The sequence below is a fragment of the Lacticaseibacillus absianus genome (assembly GCF_013407595.1).
Classification (GTDB): Bacteria; Bacillota; Bacilli; order Lactobacillales; family Lactobacillaceae; genus Lacticaseibacillus; species Lacticaseibacillus absianus.
The window spans coordinates 708421-727439 of record NZ_JABEKX010000002.1; the positions used below are offsets into that span (position 1 = coordinate 708421).

At 60.9% G+C, this 19019-nt stretch carries 18 protein-coding genes; 3 read left to right on the forward strand and 15 right to left on the reverse strand.

Annotated elements, in window-relative coordinates; translation table 11 throughout:
* Window positions 1-26: 26 nt before the first annotated feature.
* From pyrE to HII33_RS08750, 13 genes are all read right to left on the reverse strand, one after another.
* Window positions 27-659, reverse strand: a complete 633-nt coding sequence (gene pyrE / locus HII33_RS08690) for an orotate phosphoribosyltransferase (protein WP_179395410.1) — start codon at window positions 657-659, stop codon at window positions 27-29.
* Window positions 652-1371: an orotidine-5'-phosphate decarboxylase gene (gene pyrF, locus HII33_RS08695; protein WP_179395411.1), complete on the reverse strand. Its 720-nt coding sequence runs from the start codon at window positions 1369-1371 to the stop codon at window positions 652-654. Before pyrF ends, pyrE begins: the two co-directional genes overlap by 8 nt.
* Window positions 1372-1421: 50 nt before the next feature.
* Entirely contained in the window at window positions 1422-4601 is a 3180-nt protein-coding gene (carB, locus tag HII33_RS08700) for a carbamoyl-phosphate synthase large subunit (RefSeq protein WP_179395412.1), read from the reverse strand.
* Window positions 4594-5682: a carbamoyl phosphate synthase small subunit gene (locus tag HII33_RS08705; protein WP_179395413.1), complete on the reverse strand. Its 1089-nt coding sequence runs from the start codon at window positions 5680-5682 to the stop codon at window positions 4594-4596. The genes carB and HII33_RS08705 overlap by 8 nt, the downstream gene beginning before the upstream one ends.
* Complete coding sequence (locus HII33_RS08710) at window positions 5679-6959, reverse strand: dihydroorotase (RefSeq protein ID WP_179395414.1); 1281 nt, start codon at window positions 6957-6959, stop codon at window positions 5679-5681. Before HII33_RS08710 ends, HII33_RS08705 begins: the two co-directional genes overlap by 4 nt.
* 54 nt (window positions 6960-7013) lie before the next feature.
* Complete coding sequence (locus HII33_RS08715; RefSeq protein WP_179395415.1) at window positions 7014-7928, reverse strand: aspartate carbamoyltransferase catalytic subunit; 915 nt, start codon at window positions 7926-7928, stop codon at window positions 7014-7016.
* Window positions 7909-9219 (reverse strand): solute carrier family 23 protein, encoded by a 1311-nt coding sequence (locus HII33_RS08720; RefSeq protein WP_179395416.1) that lies wholly within the window; start codon window positions 9217-9219, stop codon window positions 7909-7911. The genes HII33_RS08715 and HII33_RS08720 overlap by 20 nt, the downstream gene beginning before the upstream one ends.
* Before the next feature lie 4 nt (window positions 9220-9223).
* Window positions 9224-9766, reverse strand: coding sequence for a bifunctional pyr operon transcriptional regulator/uracil phosphoribosyltransferase PyrR (gene pyrR, locus HII33_RS08725; protein WP_281362256.1), 543 nt, complete (start codon window positions 9764-9766; stop codon window positions 9224-9226).
* A 181-nt stretch (window positions 9767-9947) separates the two neighbouring features.
* Window positions 9948-10868: an RluA family pseudouridine synthase gene (locus HII33_RS08730; protein WP_179395418.1), complete on the reverse strand. Its 921-nt coding sequence runs from the start codon at window positions 10866-10868 to the stop codon at window positions 9948-9950.
* A complete protein-coding gene (lspA, locus tag HII33_RS08735) occupies window positions 10865-11317 on the reverse strand; it encodes a signal peptidase II (RefSeq protein WP_179395419.1) in 453 nt (150 codons plus the stop codon). Before lspA ends, HII33_RS08730 begins: the two co-directional genes overlap by 4 nt.
* Window positions 11314-11913: a uracil-DNA glycosylase gene (locus tag HII33_RS08740; protein WP_179395420.1), complete on the reverse strand. Its 600-nt coding sequence runs from the start codon at window positions 11911-11913 to the stop codon at window positions 11314-11316. Before HII33_RS08740 ends, lspA begins: the two co-directional genes overlap by 4 nt.
* Window positions 11888-13564 (reverse strand): formate--tetrahydrofolate ligase, encoded by a 1677-nt coding sequence (locus tag HII33_RS08745; RefSeq protein ID WP_179395421.1) that lies wholly within the window; start codon window positions 13562-13564, stop codon window positions 11888-11890. The genes HII33_RS08740 and HII33_RS08745 overlap by 26 nt, the downstream gene beginning before the upstream one ends.
* Window positions 13565-13577: 13 nt before the next feature.
* Entirely contained in the window at window positions 13578-13970 is a 393-nt protein-coding gene (locus HII33_RS08750) for an EbsA family protein (protein WP_179395422.1), read from the reverse strand.
* A 31-nt stretch (window positions 13971-14001) separates the two neighbouring features.
* Here HII33_RS08750 and HII33_RS08755 point away from each other — a divergent pair, with 31 nt between their 5' ends.
* Complete coding sequence (locus HII33_RS08755) at window positions 14002-14406, forward strand: ribonuclease HI family protein (RefSeq protein ID WP_179395423.1); 405 nt, start codon at window positions 14002-14004, stop codon at window positions 14404-14406.
* Between the two features lie 77 nt (window positions 14407-14483).
* On the opposite strand, the gene HII33_RS08760 is transcribed toward HII33_RS08755, so the two are convergent.
* On the reverse strand, window positions 14484-15086 hold the full coding sequence (locus HII33_RS08760; RefSeq protein WP_179395424.1) for a nitroreductase family protein: 603 nt from the start codon (window positions 15084-15086) through the stop codon (window positions 14484-14486).
* A gap of 93 nt (window positions 15087-15179) precedes the next feature.
* On the opposite strand from HII33_RS08760, the gene cls reads away from it, so the two are divergent.
* Together cls and nrdH are read left to right on the forward strand one after the other, a co-directional pair.
* On the forward strand, window positions 15180-16643 hold the full coding sequence (gene cls, locus HII33_RS08765; RefSeq protein ID WP_179395425.1) for a cardiolipin synthase: 1464 nt from the start codon (window positions 15180-15182) through the stop codon (window positions 16641-16643).
* A 178-nt stretch (window positions 16644-16821) separates the two neighbouring features.
* A complete protein-coding gene (nrdH, locus tag HII33_RS08770) occupies window positions 16822-17052 on the forward strand; it encodes a glutaredoxin-like protein NrdH (protein ID WP_179395426.1) in 231 nt (76 codons plus the stop codon).
* A gap of 75 nt (window positions 17053-17127) precedes the next feature.
* Here nrdH and HII33_RS08775 read toward each other — a convergent pair whose 3' ends face one another.
* Window positions 17128-19017: a M13-type metalloendopeptidase gene (locus HII33_RS08775; protein WP_246287350.1), complete on the reverse strand. Its 1890-nt coding sequence runs from the start codon at window positions 19015-19017 to the stop codon at window positions 17128-17130.
* Window positions 19018-19019 lie beyond the last annotated feature (2 nt).

A 19019-nucleotide genomic window follows, 5' to 3' on the forward strand; every position in this document is an offset into this window, starting at 1 on the left:
GTCATCGGTGCTTCTTTTGTTGGCCTTTAGCGGCCCCATACTTCGGGTGCGCGCCGCCAGGCCTTGAGCAAGTCGAGCTCTTCTGCGGTGACGGTCCCGCGGTCCTTAGCGGTGTGGATCAACGTCGTGTAGTTCGTCAGGGTGTCGAATGGGATCTGCGCGGCGGCAAAGTTCTGATCGGCCGCCGGTAGCTGATAGCTGAAGATGGCGGCAACGCCGATCACATCTGCGCCTTCCCGACGGGCAGCTTCGGCCGCCTTGAGCACCGATCCCCCGGTGCTCAGCAAATCGTCGATCAAGACCAGCTTTTGCCCCGGCGTGAAGGCCCCTTCGATCTGCTTGCCGGCCCCGTGGTCCTTGGGTTTGCTTCGCAGGTAGACCATCGGTAAGCCCAGGCGGTCGGCGACCAAGGCGGCGTGTGGGATCCCTGCCGTCGCAACGCCGCCGATTACCTCAACAGCCGGGAACTGCGCCTGGATCAACGCCGCCAATCCGGCTGCAATGCGACTGCGCACTTCGGGGTAGGAGATCGTCACGCGATTGTCGGTGTAGATCGGACTGAGGATGCCACTGGCCCAAGTGAACGGCGCCGATGGCCGTAAGCTGACGGCACCGATCGTGAGGAGGTCAGCGGCGATTTGGGTTTCATAATCAGACATGTGCGGTACTCCATTCTTGATTGATCTGACGGTAAGCCGCCAGCGGATCGGATGCTTGAGTGATCGGGCGGCCGACCACGATGGCGCTGCTCCCGAGTCGAGCAGCTTCTGCGGGGGTGACTACGCGGACCTGATCCCCCACCGCGGCGTCTGCGGGGCGAATACCCGGCGTGACGACGAGAAAATCTGGGGCGGTCACCGCGCGGATCAGCGGAAGCTCCTGAGCGCTCGCGACGACGCCGTCGGCCCCCGCCGCCTGCGCCACTGCGGCCAGATGCTGAACTGCACTGGCGATCGGGACGTCGATCTGCAGCTCTGTGGTCAACATCGCCTGATCACTGGAGGTCAGGTGCGTGATCGCGAGCAGGCGTGCCGGCGGGAGACCCGCGTCTGCCGCCCCGGCCAGCAAGCCGCGCTTAGCCGCGGCGATCATCTGCTGCCCACCGGCGGCGTGCACAGTGGTCAGCTGAATGCCGAGGCGTCCGAGCTGATAGGCTGCGCGCTCGACGGTGTGGGGAATGTCGTGGAGCTTGAGGTCGAGAAAAATGTTCAGGGGCCGCACCGCACGTAGCGCGCTGATGATCTGCGGCCCGCTAGCGTAGAACAGCTCCATTCCAACTTTGACGAACAAGGGTTGGTGCAGGTCGAAGCGCCGCACGAACGCGGTCGCGTCTTCCAGCGCGGGAAAATCAAGTGCGATGATCGGTTGCATGACGAACTCCTCCTTGATGGCGACCCGATAGTCAGCGCTAACTGTCGTCATTATAGCGCCTGCGTGGTGAATGCGCGACTTTCAAGCACGCGCACGATCGCCGTTGCAGTGTCGAGGCTCGTCATCAGCGGGACGCCGTGGGCGATCGCCGCCTGACGGATACGGTAGCCGTCGCTTGTTGCCGCGCGATCCGCGCTGGTGGTGTTGATCACCAGCTGGAGCTTGTGGTCAGCGATCGCATCAAGGATCGCGTTTTCACCACTTTCCCCAAGCTTAGCGATCGTGGTCACCTGGACACTGGCAGCTTCCAGTGCCGCGGCGGTCCCTTGGGTCGCGACGATCTGGTAGCCGACTTCACGGAACCGCTTGGCCAAGGCGACTGCCTCGGGTTTATCGGCGTCGGCGACGGTGAACAGTGCAGTCCCGTAGCTCGGCAGGTGTGTGTGGCTGGCCTCGAAGGCCTTGTACAGCGCTTTTTCGAGCGTCAGATCGGACCCCATCACCTCACCGGTCGACTTCATCTCAGGACCGAGCATACTGTCGACTGCGTTGAGTTTGGAGAAGCTGAACACTGGAGCCTTGACGTGCACGCCTGGGCGGACCGGCTGGATACCGGAGCTGAACCCTAACGTAGCGAGATCCTGGCCGAGGATCGCCTGGGTGGCGAGTTGCGCCATTGAGATGTCGGTCACCTTGCTCAAGAACGGTACGGTCCGGCTGGCCCGCGGGTTGACTTCGATCACGTAGACCTGCTCGTCGCGTACGATGAACTGGATGTTCATGATCCCGATGCACTTGAGCGCCTTCGCCAACGCGATCGTGTCGCGTTCGATCTGGGCCAAGACGGCCGGGCTGAAGTCTTGCGGTGGGTAGACGGCCATTGAGTCCCCGGAGTGGACCCCGGCGCGCTCGATGTGTTCCATCACCCCGGGGATCACCACGGTCGTCCCGTCGGTGATCGCGTCGACTTCGCACTCGGTCCCGACGAGGTATTGGTCGACCAACACCGGGTGATCGTTCGACACAGACACGGCCCGGTCGATGTAATTCGCGAGCTCCGCTTCGGAGTGGACGATCTCCATTGCCCGGCCACCCAGCACATAGCTTGGGCGGACCAAGACCGGGTACCCGATCCGGTTGCCGATCGCGACCGCGCCAGCCTTATCCGTGGCGGTGTCCCCGACTGGTTGCGGGATCTTCAAGTCGTTGATGATCGCGTCGAAGCGATCCCGGTCTTCAGCGGCGTCGAGGTCCTCTAGGCTGGTGCCCAGGATCTTGACCCCGTGGGCGGCCAGCGGCGCCGCGAGGTTGATCGCGGTCTGGCCCCCGAATTGCACGATCACACCACGGGGTTGCTCGAGGTCGATCACGTTGAGCACGTCTTCAACGGTCAGCGGTTCGAAGTAAAGCTTGTCCGAGATCGAGAAGTCGGTCGAGACAGTCTCGGGGTTGGAATTCATGATGATCGCTTCGTAGCCCGCTTTTTGGATCGCCTTGACGGAGTGGACCGTGGCGTAGTCGAACTCGACCCCCTGCCCAATGCGGATCGGGCCTGAGCCGAGCACTAGGATGCTTTCGCGCGGATCACGCACCGATTCGGTCTCCTGCTCGTACGTGCTGTAGAAGTACGGGGTGGTGCTGGCAAACTCACCGGCGCAGGTGTCGACCATCTTGTAGACCGGAACGAGGCCGTGCTGCTTGCGCAGGTCGCGCACCGCGTCTGCCGTCGTGTGCCACAAGTCAGCGACTGTTGCGTCTGCGAACCCGTTACGTTTGGCGATGGTCAAAAGCGCGAGGTCGTCTACGTTGGCGCGCAACTCGACTTCCAACTCAGTGATGTGGTTGATCTTGTCGAGGAAAAACGGGTTGATCCCAGACAGCTCGCTGAGCTCACTGATCGTGTAGTCACGCCGGAACGCCTCGGCGAGGAAGAAGAGCCGGTCATCGTTGGGCGTGATGATCTTCGCGGTCAGCGTCTCATCGTCGATCGTCGCATCGGTCGCGCGCCAGAGGTGGGTCGCACCGACTTCCAGTCCGCGGACGGCCTTGAGCAGCGATTCTTCGATCGTTCGGCCGATCGCCATCACCTCACCGGTCGCCTTCATCTGCGTGCCTAGCGTGCGGTCACCGCTTTCGAACTTGTCGAACGGGAAGCGTGGGATCTTGGCGACCACGTAGTCGAGCATCGGTTCGAACTCGGCGAAGGTTGCCTCGGTGATCGGGTTTTGGATCTCATCTAGGGTCAGACCCACAGCGATCTTGGCCGCCATTTTCGCGATTGGATAGCCGGTCGCCTTGCTGGCGAGGGCTGAACTGCGGCTGACTCGCGGGTTGACCTCGATCACATAGTACTTGAAGGACTGCGGATCTAAGGCCAGCTGCACGTTGCAGCCCCCTTCGATCTTCAGCGCGCGGATGATCCGCAGGCTGGCGTCACGCAGCATCTGCACTTCCTTATCTGTCAGCGTCTGGACCGGGGCGAACACGACGGAATCACCGGTGTGGATGCCAACGGGATCGAAATTCTCCATGTTGCAGACGACGATCGCGTTGTCCGCGGCGTCGCGCATCACCTCAAACTCGATCTCCTTGTAGCCGGCGATGGAGCGCTCGATCAGCACCTGGTGAACTGGGCTCAGGGTCAAGCCGTTGTCACAGATGACCGCGAGTTCGGCTTCCGTCTTGGCGATCCCGCCGCCGGTCCCCCCCATGGTGAAGGCTGGGCGTACGATCACCGGATACCCGATCTCGGTGGCAAAAGCCTGTGCCTCTTCGAAGCTGTGGGCGATCGTCGATTCTGGGATCGGCTCGTTCAGCGACTTCATCAGGTTCTTGAACAGCTCACGGTCCTCCGCCTGGTCGATCGCGCTGAGCTTAGTGCCCAGAAGCTCGATGTGTAACTCGTCTAGGATCCCACTATTGGCCAGGCTCATCGCGAGGTTCAGTCCGATCTGGCCACCGATCGTCGGCAGGATCGCGTCAGGTAGTTCCTTACGCAGGATCTGGCTGACAAACTCGAGTGTCAGGGGTTCGATGTAGACTTTGTCTGCGATCTCCTTATCCGTCATGATCGTGGCGGGATTGGAGTTCACCAACACCACTGAGTACCCTTCCTCTTTCAACGCGAGGCAGGCTTGCGTCCCAGAGTAGTCGAACTCAGCGGCCTGACCGATGATGATCGGCCCGGAGCCGATCACGAGGATCTTGTGAATATCTTGACGTTTAGGCATTTTCGACTCCTTTGCGGTGGGCATGGGCATCCATCATTTCCATGAATTCATCGAAGAGGTGGTCGGCATCGTGCGGGCCAGGCGCGGCGTCCGGGTGGAACTGAACCGAAAACGCGGGGTATAGCCGGTGACGGAGCCCCTCGACGGTGTGATCGTTGATCTCTTCGTGGGTGACCAGCAAGACGTCGGGATCGATACTGCTAGGATCGACCGCAAAGCCGTGGTTCTGACTCGTGAAGTCGATCCGGCCGGTCGCGATCTCCCGAACGGGATGATTGAATCCGCGGTGCCCGTACTTCATCTTGAACGTGTCCGCCCCGTTCGCCAGGGCGAAGAGCTGGTGGCCGAGGCAGATCCCGAAGAGCGGGATCTGCCCTTGAATGCCGCGGATCAGCTCAAGCGCCCCAGGGACGTCCTTGGGGTCGCCGGGGCCGTTCGTCAGCATCACCCCGTCTGGGTTCAGCGTCAGCACCTCGGCAGCCGTTACGGTCGGCGGCAGGATGGTCAGGTTGCAGGCGCGCTTGGAGAGCTCCCGCAGGATACTGTGCTTCAGGCCAAAATCGATCACGGCCACGTTTTTGCCGGTGCCAGGTGCAGGATAGGCCTGAGTCGTCGCGACTTGCTCGACTTGATTGCGCGGCAGGACCAGCGCCTTGAGCTGATCGAAGGCGTGCGCATCGGCGGCATCGACGATGCTCGCCTTCATGGTCCCGGCCTCCCGCAGCCGCTTGGTCAGCGCCCGAGTGTCGATCCCGCTGATCCCTGGGATCTTTTTGCGGCGCAGGAATTCATCGAGACTCATCTGCGCGCGCCAATTGCCGGTCACTCGCGCGGTCTCGCGCACGACGACGCCCTTGGTCGTCGGATTGATGCTCTCGTAGTCGTCGCGGTTGATCCCCGCGTTACCGATCAACGGGTAGGTGAACGTGATGATCTGCCCGTTGTAGCTCTGGTCGGTGATCGTCTCCTGGTAGCCGCTCATCCCGGTGTTGAAGACGATCTCACCGGTCGTCACCGTCGGTGCACCGAAACCTTCACCAGCAAACACGCTGCCATCTTCTAAGATCAAGTAACGCTTCACAGGGTTCCCTCCTCTTGGTATGCGACCGCGCCGTCGACTAGGGTCCACAGGACCTTGCCGTAGACGGTCCGCCCGATGAACGGGCTGTTGTGGCCCTTGGAGCGCCAGGTGCGCGGATCGATCTGGTACGCGTGGTCGAGATCGACGATGGTCAAGTCAGCCGGTGCGCCGATATTGATCCGGCCAGCGTCCAGCCCAAAGGCGTCTGCCGGTTTGGTGCTCATCCAGCCGATCAGATCTTTGAGGGTGCACCACCCGGAACGCACGAAGCTGGTGTACAGCAGCGCGAACGCGGTTTCGCTCCCAACGATCCCAAAGGCAGCGTCGCGGAACGAGCCCGTTTTTTCGGCCTGGGTGTGCGGCGCGTGATCGGTCGCGATCAAGTCGATCGTGCCGTCGCGCAGACCATCCATCAGCGCGAGGCGGTCAGCTTCGGACCGCAGCGGCGGGTTCATCTTGAACATCGGGTCGTCACCGGGAATGTGGCCATCGTCGAGCAACAGGTGGTGCGGCGTCGCTTCAGCCGTGACGTGGACCCCGCGCGCCTTGGCGTCGCGGATCAGTTCGATACTCTGCTTGGTCGAGACATGACAAGCGTGGTAATGCACCCCGGTCGCTTCTGCAAGGGTCAGATCGCGTGCCAGCTGGGCCGACTCACTCACGTGGTTGATCCCGGGTAGGCCGAGGGCCTGCGCTTTGGGGCCGGCGTTGATCACCCCATGGTCGACCAGCCCGTTGTCTTCGATGTGCGCGACGATCGGCGCGTCGACAGCCGCGGCCCCCTTCATCGCGTGATACATCGTTGCCGCATCTTGCACGCCGACTCCGTCATTAGAAAACCCGAGGGCTCCGGCAGCCTTCATCGCCGCATAGTCGGTCAGATTCGTGCTCCGTAGCCCGTGTGTGATCGCGGCGAACTGCTGGACGTGGATCTGCGCATCGTGATGGTTCTTGGCGATCAACGCGGCCAGATCAGTCACATTGTCTGGTACCGGATCGAGGTTCGGCATGGCCACGACAGTCGTAAAACCGCCATGTGCCGCGGCTTGCGCGCCAGTGCGGATCGTCTCTTTGTGCGTATAGCCGGGTTCGCGGAAGTGCACATGCACATCTACCAGGCCGGGCATCACGGTGGCACCGGCGGCATCGATCACGGTCGTGCCAGCCGGTGCACTGAGATGCTGCCCGAGGGCACTGATCCGGCCGTTCTCGATCAGGATGTCCCCTTTAAAAACATGGCGGTCGGCCACGATCGCATTTTGGATCAACGTGTTCATTGTCAGGTTTCCTTTCTGAGGCAGCGCACGGTGTGTGGGCTGCGGGTCAAGACTTCAGGGAGTGCAGACGAGCTCAAGCATCGCCATGCGCATGAAGACGCCGTTGGTCATCTGAGTGAAGATCCGGCTGCGCGGTGCCGTGACCAGCGACCCAGCGAGCTCGACGTCACGGTTGGCGGGGGCTGGGTGCATGATGATCGCGCCTGGTTTCATCTGGGCGTACCGCGCCGCGGTGAGCCCGAAGCGGTCGTGGTAACTCGCTGCGTCGAATTCGGTCAGTTCGGCTGGACTCAAGCGCTCCAGCTGGACGCGCAGCAACATCAAGACATCGACTTGTGGGATCAGGTCGTCTAACGGGACATAAGCACCATACGCCTCAAACTCAGGCGTGTACCAGGTCTGCGGGCCGGAGAAGACCACGGTCGCGCCGAGCGCGGTCAGCAGTTGCATGTCGCTGTGGGCAACGCGTGAATGCGTCAAGTCGCCGACGATCCCGACCGTCAGTCCGTCGAAGTGCCCGAATTCCTCATAGATCGTCATCAGGTCCAGCATCATCTGTGAGGGATGCTGCCCCGCGCCGTCGCCTGCATTGACCAGGTGTAATGGGATGTCTTCTGCGATCAAGGGCGTGTAGTAGTCGTCTTGGGGGTGGCGGATCACGGCAACTTGGGTGCCGATCGCCGCCAGCGTCCGAAGCGTGTCACTCAGCGTCTCCCCTTTGGTGACGGAGCTGGTCTTGGGCTCGAACGGCAAGACGGTCATGCCAAGTTTGCGCTCAGCCATCTCGAAGCTGGTGTGGGTGCGGGTGCTGTTCTCGAAGAATAGATTGGCGACGTACGTCGGTTGCGGGAGCGTCGGTGTGGCGCCGGCCTTGAAGGCGGCCGCGCGGGCGATCAAGCGCATCGCAAGGCTTGGGTCGACTTGGTCGGCGGAGACGAAATGGTCGAGCTTAGTGGGTGTCTGTTGCATCAGCCGGGGCCTCCTCATTGGCTGCGTGTGCGGGTAAGACGAAATTCATGACAATGCCAATCACGGTCGCCAGTGCCAAGCCGGAGAACTCGAAGCCTTTGATCTTCAACGTGGCGTTGCCGATGCCGATGACCAGGATCGTGGCCCCAATCATCAGGTTACGTTTTTGGCTGAAGTCGACCTTGTTGTCGATCAGCACCTTGAGGCCATTGCTGGCGATAACGCCGAACAGCAGAAACGAGATGCCCCCGATCACCGGACTTGGGATCGTGTGGATCAAGGCAGAGAGCTTGCCGATGAAGGCGAACAGGATCGCGAAGAAAGCTGCCCCACCGAGCACGTAGACGCTGTGGACTTTGGTCATCGCCATCACCCCGATGTTTTCACCGTACGACGTGACTGGGGGCCCGCCAACAAAACCAGCGATGATCGACGCGGTACCGTCACCAGCCAGCGTGTGGTTCAAACCCGGATCCTTGAAGAAGTTGCGGTGAGTCATCTCATCGAGCACCATGATGTGTCCCATGTGCTCCGTCATGGTGACAAAGGCGATCGGCGCCATCGAGATGATCGCACCCCAGTAGAATTGCGGGTGGTACGTGACGAATGGGATCTGGAACGCCGGTAGCGAGAACCACGCCGCCGACGCGACGGGGCCAAAATCGACTAGCCCCACCACGATCGCGACCAGATAGCCGGTCACCAGGCCCAGCAGGATCGGCAGGAGGCTGATGAATTTCTTCAGGTACATGTTGTAGACGATGGTCGCGCCGAGGGTGATCAGGGCGACGGCAAAGTAGCGCAGGTCATAGACGCTCTCGGTGGCGCTGACGGCGCGCATCGTTGCGTCAGTCGCGGCGGTCCCGGCCAGGCTCAGGCCGATCACCATCACGATCGGACCGACCACGACCGGTGGCAAGGCCTTATCGATCCATGCGCTACCGGCAAAATTAACGATCAAGGCGACCACGAGGTAGACGCACCCGACGGCGATGGTCCCTTGCGCAATGGCGGGATAGCCTGCCCCTTTCATCAACGCTTGCATCACGACGATGAAGGAGAAGCTCGACCCCATGTAGGCCGGGATCTTGCCCCGCGTGATCAGGATATACATCAGGGTGCCGACCCCGCTTGAGAACAAGGCAATGCTTGGGTCTAGGCCGACGAGAATCGGCACCAACACGGTGGAGCCGAACATGGCGAACAGGTGCTGAATGGATAAGCCGACCCAGTGCCCGAGAGACGGGCGGTCGTGAATGTCTAAGATCGCGTCTTGATTACGGTATGCCACGTTGTTATGCCTCCAGTTGACCGATGCTGATGCCGTCGACGCCGTCGATCTCCTCAACGGCGACATTGATCTCTTCCGTGCGGGCCGTTGGAATGTTCTTACCGACAAAGTCGGGGCGGATCGGCAGCTCGCGGTGCCCACGATCGACGAGCACTGCTAGGCTGATCTTCTTCGGTCGCCCCTGGTCCATCAGGGCATCCAGGGCCGCGCGGATGGTGCGGCCGGTGAAGATCACGTCGTCGACCAGGATCACGTGCTTGTCGGTGATCGAGACCGGCAGATCGGCCCCGGTCACGTCCGGCTGCTCGTGGTAATCCGCCTTGTGGATGTCGTCTCGATACAGCCGAATGTCGAGTTCGCCGACCGGCACGTTCAGGCCTTCCAATTGGTTCAGCCTGGTGGCGATCCGGTTGGCCAAGTAGATCCCGCGGGTCTTGATCCCGACGAGGACCAGCTCGTCCAACTGCTTGTTTTGCTCGATGATCTCATACGTGATACGCGTCAGGGCGCGCTGCATCGTGACTGCATCGACCACTTGTTTTGCCATTTTGCTCATCCTTTCCCTCAGGCTGCTGCCTGATGCACCAAAAAAGCCGCCATCTGCATCCAGTGAGGGTGTAGAAGGCGGCTTGAACAGTCTGAGCCTATCTCTCCCGCCGCAGCGGGAACGTGATCCCTTCTAAGCCTCTCTGGACTTAGTTAAAGGTGCTGATTAAGTTACTCGTAGTTTAGCGGATCCGCGTGCTCCTGTCAATGCCTGCCCGCAGATCTGTCAACGTTTGCGTGAAATTAGCTGGCGGGTCTGCCTCGAAGGTCATCAGCTCGTGGCGGGTCGGATGAACGAACCCCAGCGTGCGGGCGTGTAGGAACTGACCGTGGCCGGGTAACGTTACTCGCGGCGCATACAGCGGATCACCGGCCACGGGGTGATGAATGTAGGCCATGTGCACGCGGATCTGGTGCGTTCGACCGGTTTCAAGGACGCACCGGACCAACGCGTAATGGGTGAACTGTTCGAGCACGTCGAAGTGCGTGACCGCTTGGCGGCCGTTGGCGACCACCGCCTGCTTCTTGCGGTCCTTAGGGTCGCGACCCAGCGGCGCGTCGATCGTCCCGTGCGCAACTTTGAAGGTCCCGTGCACGATCGCCCAGTATTCGCGCAGTGACGTTTTGGCTTTCAGCTGCGCGCTCAGGGCTTCGAGTGCCCCTGGCGTCTTGGCGACCATCAGCAGGCCAGAAGTATCTTTATCGATGCGGTGGACGATCCCGGGACGGATCACATCGTTAATGGCCGAGAAGTCCGTGTGGGCTAACAAGCCGTTGACCAGCGTCCCGTCCGGGTGGCCTGGTGCGGGGTGGACGACCAGGCCTTGAGGCTTGTTGACCACGATCACCTGATCGTCTTCGTAGACGATCGCTAGGGGCATCGCCTGGGGGATCGCTGTCAGAGGCGTTGGGGCCGGTGGGTCGATCTGGACCACGTCACCGGCCTGGACCTTATACTTGGCGGCCGCGACCGTGCCATTGACGGTCACGCGGCCCGCGGTCAGCCACTTCGCAGCCTGCGAGCGTGTGATCGTCGGTTCAGTATCTGCGATCACTTTGTCCAAGCGGCCACTTTGCGCCGTGATCGTGAACGCGAGGGTCATGCTTTCCCCTTCCCTTCGACGAATAACAGGAAGATCAACACGATGACGACCCCGACGGTCAGGCAGGCGTCAGCGACGTTGAAGATCGCAAAGTTCATGAAGTCGAGCTGGAACATGTCGGTCACTTCCTGGAAGCGCAGCCGGTCGATCACATTGCCGATGGTGCCGGCAAAGATCAGCGTCAACCCGAGGCGGTACCAGAAGTGACACCCGGAGTCTTTCCAGAGCATGGCCACGATGACCAGTGAGACGACGGTGACGATATAGAAGAACCATTGCTTGCCTTCAAGGATCGAGAACGCGGCGCCAGTGTTTTTGATGTGGGTCAAGCTGAGCACCCCGGGGATGAAGCGCACGGTCTGGCCGAGCGCGACATGGGCGATGATCCAGGCTTTGACCCATTGGTCGAGGCCGATCATGGCCACGGCGAGAAGAAGATATCCGATCAAGTTGTTGCCTCCAGTAGAAGTGGTTTGAGTCGCATCAGGTCAGCTAAGACCATCTGCTCGGTCTGCCTGCGGTAAAGCAAGGCAGCGGGATGCGCGGTCACGCCGAAGCGGCGGCGCGGCCCAGACACGAAGGCCCCTGCGGCGACCCGGCTCAGGGAAGCAGTCTGGACCTGGCCGTGCCAGTCGCGGACAGTGCCATGGAAAAGCCGCCACAGTGCGGTGTTGCCCATGAGCAAAAGTGGCACGTCTGGGTGCGCGTCAAGCTCCGCATCGAGCAAGAAGCCCTCGGCGAGCATCTCTTGGTGAGTCGGCGGGCGGTTGACGCACCGGCCGCTCGGGCTGCGCCGGGTGGGTCGGCGATGGAAGGCCATGGTGATGAAGACCTCCTGGCGCGTCAGGTCCAGCGCCTGCAACATCAAGTCAAGTTTGATCCCAGCACGGCCCGTGAAGGGTCGGCCGGCCGTCAGTTCGGTTTCACCGGGCGCCTCACCGACGAGCACCAGGCGCGGGTGTGTCGCCCCAGTTCCCGGGACGAAGCCCGTGGTGTCGGGAAACACCAGCGCCTGGGCGTCAGAATAGACCTGTGATAACGCCATCGTCTGAGACATCCATGTTCATGGCCGCCGGTCGCTTCGGTAACCCTGGCATCGTCAAGATGCTACCGGTCATCACGACGAGAAAGCCCGCGCCAAGCTTCGGTGTGATGTCGCGGACATGGATCGTGAAGTCCGTCGGTGCACCGAGGGCTTTGGGATCATCCGAAAACGAGTACTGCGTCTTCGCCATGCAGACCGGGAGCCGGTCCCAGCCGTGCTTGATGATCGTGCGCAGCGCAGTTTCGGCTTTACTGTCGTACTCGACTTTGGCCCCGCCGTACATCTTGGTCACGACCGCGGCGATCTTCTCCTTGACCGGCGACTGCGGATCGTATAACGGCGTGAATGTGGCGTGTGGCTGAGCTAAGGCGTCAAGCACGGCGTCTGCCAAGGCCAAGCCGCCTTGGCCGCCCTGCCCCCAGACGTTGGCCGGGATCGCTTGCGCCCCGGCATCGGCGCACAGTGCGACCAGATCGGCGATCTCCGCCGCGGTGTCGGTCGCGAACTCGTTGATGGCGACCAGCACTGGGACACCGTATTGGCGCATGTTGTGGATGTGGCGCTGGAGGTTCGGGAACCCCTGGGCCAGCGCCGTCCGGTCTTCGGTCGTCAGCGTCTTGAGCGATTGGCCACCGTTGTACTTAAGCGCCCGGATCGTGGCGACGATCACGACGGCATCTGGCGTCTTACCCAGTACCGGGGTCTTGATGTCCATGAACTTCTCCCCGCCCAGATCGGCGCCAAAGCCGGCCTCTGTCAACGCGATGTCCCCCAGCGCCAAGGCCGTCCGGGTCGCCAAGACAGAATTGCAGCCGTGGGCGATGTTTGCGAATGGGCCGCCGTGGATCAACGTGGGTGTGTGTGCGAGTGTCTGCACGAGGTTGGGTTTGATCGCGTCTTTAAGGAGCATCGCGATCGCGCCGGTCACCTCGAGGTCCGCGACCGTGACGGGCTGGCGATCGTAAGTGTAGCCGATCACGATCCGGGCGATTCGGGTCTTGAGGTCCCCTAAGTCTGTGGCTAGACACAAGACCGCCATCAGTTCACTGGCGACGGTGATGTCAAACTCAGTCTCCCGAGGCACCCCCGACGTTGCCCCGCCGAGGCCGATGGTCACATGTCGCAGTGCGCGGTCGTTGATATCCAAGGCGCGACGCCACAGGATGCGGCGCGAGTCGAGATTCAGCGCGTTGCCCTGCTGCAGATGGTTGTCGATCAGGGCGGCCAGCGTGTCCACAGCCGTGGTCAGCGCGTGCATGTCCCCGGTGAAGTGCAAGTTGATGTCCTCCATCGGCACGACTTGCGAGTAGCCGCCGCCGGTCGCGCCGCCTTTCATGCCCATTACCGGGCCTAAGGACGGTTCACGCAAGGCGATCACTGCGTTTTGGCCCCGGAGACGAAGGGCGTCCCCCAGCCCGATGGTCACCGTGGACTTCCCTTCACCGGCGGGCGTTGGGTTGATCGAGGTGACCAGGACCAGTTGGCCCAGCGGCTGATCCCGCAGGCGCTTGAGCGCGGCGAAGCTGATCTTCGCCTTCGCTTTGCCGTAGGGTTCGAGCTCTGATTCAGACAGACCGACCATCGCGCCGATCGTCTGGATCGGCTGCATTTCGTCCCGTTCATTGGCTTGTGAGATCTCAATATCTGACATGTGTGCACTCCTTTCAAATCAACGCATTCAACGCTTGGGTGACGGCTTCGACGCGGCCCAGTCGAACGAAGGTGATCGCGCCGTACGCTTGGGTCGTCACGGTCAGTGTGTGCCCGGTGGCCTTGACCCCGGTCACGCTCCCGATTGGTAGAACAAGGGTGTTGCCTGGCAGCAAGCGGCGCAAGGTCACCTGCCGGTCGGTGATGATTAAGGTGGATCGGTGCACTTGGAGGCCGGCGACGCCCAGCGTGATGACCAGAAGCGCAAGCGCGACTGGCTCAGGCCAACCATAACCGATGGTTTCCATCTGAATGATGACGGCCAGGGCGATCCCGCTAACGATCAGTGCCCAAAAAATGCTAAAATCAAGCCAGGCAGGTTGGATCATGAACCGCTTTTTTGCCACATAAACACTTCCTTGGAGTTGAGGTTTTCCATTGATACGACTATACACAGACGCAGCGACAAAAGGCAACTTTGGATTGGGCGGGATCGGTATTTTGGTGGTCGACAACGGGCACACGGACCAGCTGCATTACCCGCTACCGCCGAGTTCGAACCACGCCGCCGAATTCGAAGCCGTGCTCGCGGGGCTGAGCTACCTCATTGAGACGGGACGGACCACCAGCGTCATCCTCTACTCGGATTCGCAACTGGTGATCGACGCGCTGACCAAACGCTACGCCAAACACTATGCTGATTATGTCACAAAACTCCTGCCGCTGGTGGATCAATTTGACTTGTTGCTGTGGCAATGGGTGCCCGACCGGCAGAACCGTGGGGCGCATACCCTCGCACAGCAGGGGTTGCGAGTCGCTGAGCAGCAGGCTGCCAGGCCCTGAACCGTGGCGCCAAACGCCGCAAAAACCCGGCCGGCGCCATGGGCGCTCGACCGGGTCTTGGGGTGGCTCGTGTCGCGTTACTTGAGGACCTTGAACTGATCGGCTTTGGCCATCGTGTCCTTGTCGCCGGCAGGCGCTTCGATCGAGCCGAACGGCATCTGGGCGCGCAGCTTCCAGTTAGCCGGAATGTCGAAGGCCGCTTGGACCAGGTCGTCGATGATCGGGTTGTAGTGCTGAATAGACGCGCCGATCTGGTTGTTGGCCAGGCCTGTCCAGACGTTGAGCTGGCTGGAGCCTTGTGCCTGTTCAGCCCATGTGGCAAAATTGTCTGCGTACAGGGTGAAGTCTTTTTCAAGCTGGTGCACGACAGCGGTATCGGTGAAATACAGGATCGTGCCGTAGGCCGCTTTGAAGCTTGCGATCTTCTTCTTGGTGTTCTCGTACGCTGCTTCGGTCGGGACCTCGGACTTCAGCCGCTCCACGATGATGTCCCAGAGCTGGTCGTGCTTATCGCCAAACAAGAAGACGGCGCGAACAGTCTGCGAATTGAAGGCCGATGGCGTGGCCTGGATCAGGTCTTCAGCCAAGGCGACGATCTCGTCGTCGGTTTGGCTCAGGTTCTTCCCCAGGGCGTAGATCGAGCGACGTTGGTGTAATAAGTTCAGCAGTGCGTTGTTCATTTGGTCATGACCACCTTTTATCAGAATGTCACTAGTGTACCAACTAATAATTAGTAAGTAAACCCCCAAAATCAATTTTTCAGGAGGTCGCCTATGACGATCATTACCGGACTTGTCCTTGCGATCCTGGTCCTCAACACGCTGGGGGCGATCTTTACCGTCCTGCGCGAAGTCCGCGACATCTCAACGACTTGGGCCTGGCTGCTCGTGTTGATCTTTGTCCCGGTGATCGGGTTCGGGGTCTACCTGTTCGCTGGCCGTGGCCTGTCGGCCAAAAAAATGCGGGCGATCCAATCCGAGTACCGCAAAGGGATCGATGCGTTCGTTCAGCTACAAAAGCGCGAGAACGCCAAGAATCAGCTACTGCCCAAGAGCGCGCTCTCCCCTGCCTCGAAGGAATTGATCAACTTATTCCTCAACACAGACGGCGCGCCGGTGCTCGGTGACAACGAGGTCACCCTGTACACGACTGGGACGGCGAAGTTTGACGCGCTGTTCGCAGATATTGACGCCGCGACGGATCACATCTACGTTGAATATTACACCATCTATAACGACGAACTGGGGAATGCGCTGCAGCAGCGGCTGATCGCCAAGGCTGAGGCCGGGGTGGCGGTCAAGGTGCTGTATGACGCCTGGGGCAGCCAGGGGGCGACGGCCAAGTGGTGGGCTCCACTGGTCGCAGCGGGCGGCGAGGTCGAGACCTACTTTTCCTCGCGGCACCTCTTCTTGGATTTTCGCTTGAATTACCGCTTGCACCGAAAGATCGTTGTGATCGATGATCAGATCGGCTACATCGGTGGCTTCAACGTTGGTGATCAGTACGTTTCGCGGAAGGCCAAGTTTGGCCACTGGCGGGATACCCACATGCGGATCATCGGTAACACGGTCTTGGCGATGAAGGTCCAGTTCTTGATGGACTGGAACGCGACGGTGCCGACCGCACGCGAGACACCCTACAGCGTCTCCACGGTGCCGCTGAGCCAGATCAAGCCGCAACACCCTGGCAGCACGCCGATCCAGATCGTGTCTAGTGGCCCCGAGACCAGCGCCCAGCAGATCAAATACGGCTACGTTAAGATGATCACAGGGGCGACGCAGTCAGTCTGGCTTCAGACTCCCTACCTGATCCCCGATGACACGGTGATCGATGCCTTGATCACGGCGGCATTGGCGGGGATCGATGTGCGGGTCATGATCCCGGACATGCCGGACCACCCCTTCATCTTTCGCGCGACCCAGTACTACGCGAATCTGCTGATGCGCTACGGGGTCAAAGTCTATCACTACGAGAACGGCTTCTTGCACGCCAAGACTGTCGTGGTCGACGACAAGATCGCGAGTGTTGGGAGCGCCAACCTCGATATCCGGAGCTTCAAGCTGAACTTCGAGGCGAACGCGTTCATCTATGATCGCCACGTGGCTCACGAGCTGACGACGATTTTCACCGCCGACTTGACGCACAGTCGTCTGTTGACCGCTGAGGAAGTCGCGCGCCAGAGTCGCTGGCTACGCTTCAAGCAGGCCGGTTCTCGGCTACTTTCGCCGATCCTGTGACACACGGGCCAGTTCGCTGATCGCGACTAGCCTTCCCCCCTACGAATCGTGTATACTGAGACTATCGTCACACCACATCTGGTGGCCCGTTGCGGCACACACTGGATGTGGTGTTTTAAGTTGACGTGTACCACAACATGGGGTATCATGTGGGTACTGAATGACAGGAGTGATCACAATGTCGAACATCACGTTATTTACGAAGAATGGTTGCCCGCAGTGCCGGATGACCAAAAACTACCTGAAGACGCACAACATCGCATTCACCGAACACAACATCAACGATGAGCCCGAATACATCAACTACCTTAAGGCCAAGGGATTCCAAGCGGTCCCTGTGCTTGAGGCAGACGGTCTGGACGCTTTCTCTGGGTTTCGGCCTGAAGCGCTGAAGCAACTGGCGGGCTGAGCCCCTACCGTGTGCACACATCAAAAACTGCAAAGACGCGTTGCGTCTTGGCAGTTTTTTTGGCGTCGCTTGGTCTCACCAGATCGTGATCCGGTCTTCTGGGGCACGGTACATGCCGTCGCCCGGCCGAACGTCGAACGTCGTGTACCAATCTGCGAGGTTTTGCGGCTGCAAGTTCGCCCGCTGTGGGTGCGGGGCGTGCACGTCGGTGGCGAGGCGTAACCGCAGCGTCTCCGGCCGAGATTTTTGTCGCCAGATCCGCGCCCAGTTGGTGAAGAACGCCTTCAGGTCGTATTCCGGCAGTTGTTTACAGGTGTCTAGCGCGGCGGCGAGGCCACCGGCATCCGCGATGTTCTCAGAGACGCACAGTTGCCCGTTGATCGGCCCGGCCGGTGTCGGCTGCCCGTCGAACTGGGCGATCATCGCCTGTGTCAGCGCCCTGAAGTGCGCGTAGTCTTCCGGCTGCCACCAGTTGTTCAGGTTCCCTTGGGCATCGAACTGGGCACCATTGTTGTCGAAGCCGTGGGAGATCTCATGGGCGATCACGGCACCGATCCCGCCGAGGTTCTGGCTCGGCGTCTGGGTCAGCGCATAAAACGGGGCCTGGAGGATCGCCGCTGGGAATGTGATATCGTTCCAACTGGAGCGGTAGCAGGCGTTGACCAGATGTCCTGGCATTGCCCAGATCGTGCGATCGACGGGTCGCGTCAGCTGCGCGTATGCATAATCGCGCCGGTAGCGCTGGATCGCTAGGCTGGCCGTCAGCAGATCTGTCTCGGCGTCGATCGGTTGGTTCGCGTACAGCGGGTGCACGTGCTCCGGGTACCCCATGTTCAGCCGCATGGTTGAGAGCTTATGGATCGCTTTGGCCTTGGTCGGGGCAGACAACCAGTTGGAGTCCGCAAGTCGACGCTTGTAAGTCGCGATCATCTGCTCGACCAGCGTCGTCACATCCGCCTTGGCGGCTGCGCCGAAGTAGGTCTGTCCGTAGTAGACGCCGATCGATTCACTGTAATAGGCGTTGGTTAGCCGGTACGCTGCGACCGCCGGTGCCGGTGCCTCAGGATTACCACTGCGTGCTTGGTCGAACTGATCACCCAGTCGGCGTAAGTCGTCGCTGAGGTATGGGGTCATGGTGATCAGTGTCCGCAGATATGCCCAGTGCGCGAACCGGGTGAAGCTAGACTCAGTCAACAGCGTGCGGAACGCGGCCAAAAACCCAGGGTCCGCAACATTGACGGTCTCCGGTACTGTCGGCAGGACCGCCTCTAGGTAGTCGACAAGCGCGAAATCGCCACACTGCGCGGCGACTTCTGACAGTGGCTGCGGGTTGTACGACTTGACCCGGTCCGCCCATTCCAGGCGGCTCTTGACGTGGCGTGCGACCGCGGCATCGAACGTCAGTGTGTCGGCAAGGACCTGCGCCTGGTCGGTCGCGCTGAGCGATGTCTGTGCGAGCAGGGCTTCGGCCATGTCGCGCCAGACAGCCAGCAATTGTGCCCCACCCTTGTGTGGGTCTTCGTAGTAGGTCCGGTCGGGCAAGATCGTGCTTGGCCCGGCCAACCGGACCATGTTGTGCGCCGTGTCTTTCATGTCCGGCCCGACCGAGAGACTGAACGGGAGCGCGAAGCCGGCGTGGTCCCAGTGCGCCGCTTGGGCATTGAATTCTGCCAGAGTCGTGATTGTCGTCAGCGGGGTCAGGTGAACCAGTGCCGGCGCGATGCCGGCCGCGTTGCGGGCGGCAAAATCAGTTGCCTTGCGGTAATACGTGATCGCATCGGTCAACTCGGCTGGTGTGACGTGCGTTCCCGCAGCCATTGCGGCGAGGTCGGCGCGCATCTGGTCTTCCACCCCGTCACGCAGGTCGGCAAAGCCACCGGTGGCCGCCTTGTCAGGCGCGATCGTCGCGGTCGCCGCCCACTCGCCGTTGACGTTGTCATAGAGATCATCTTGTGGTCGTGTCATTG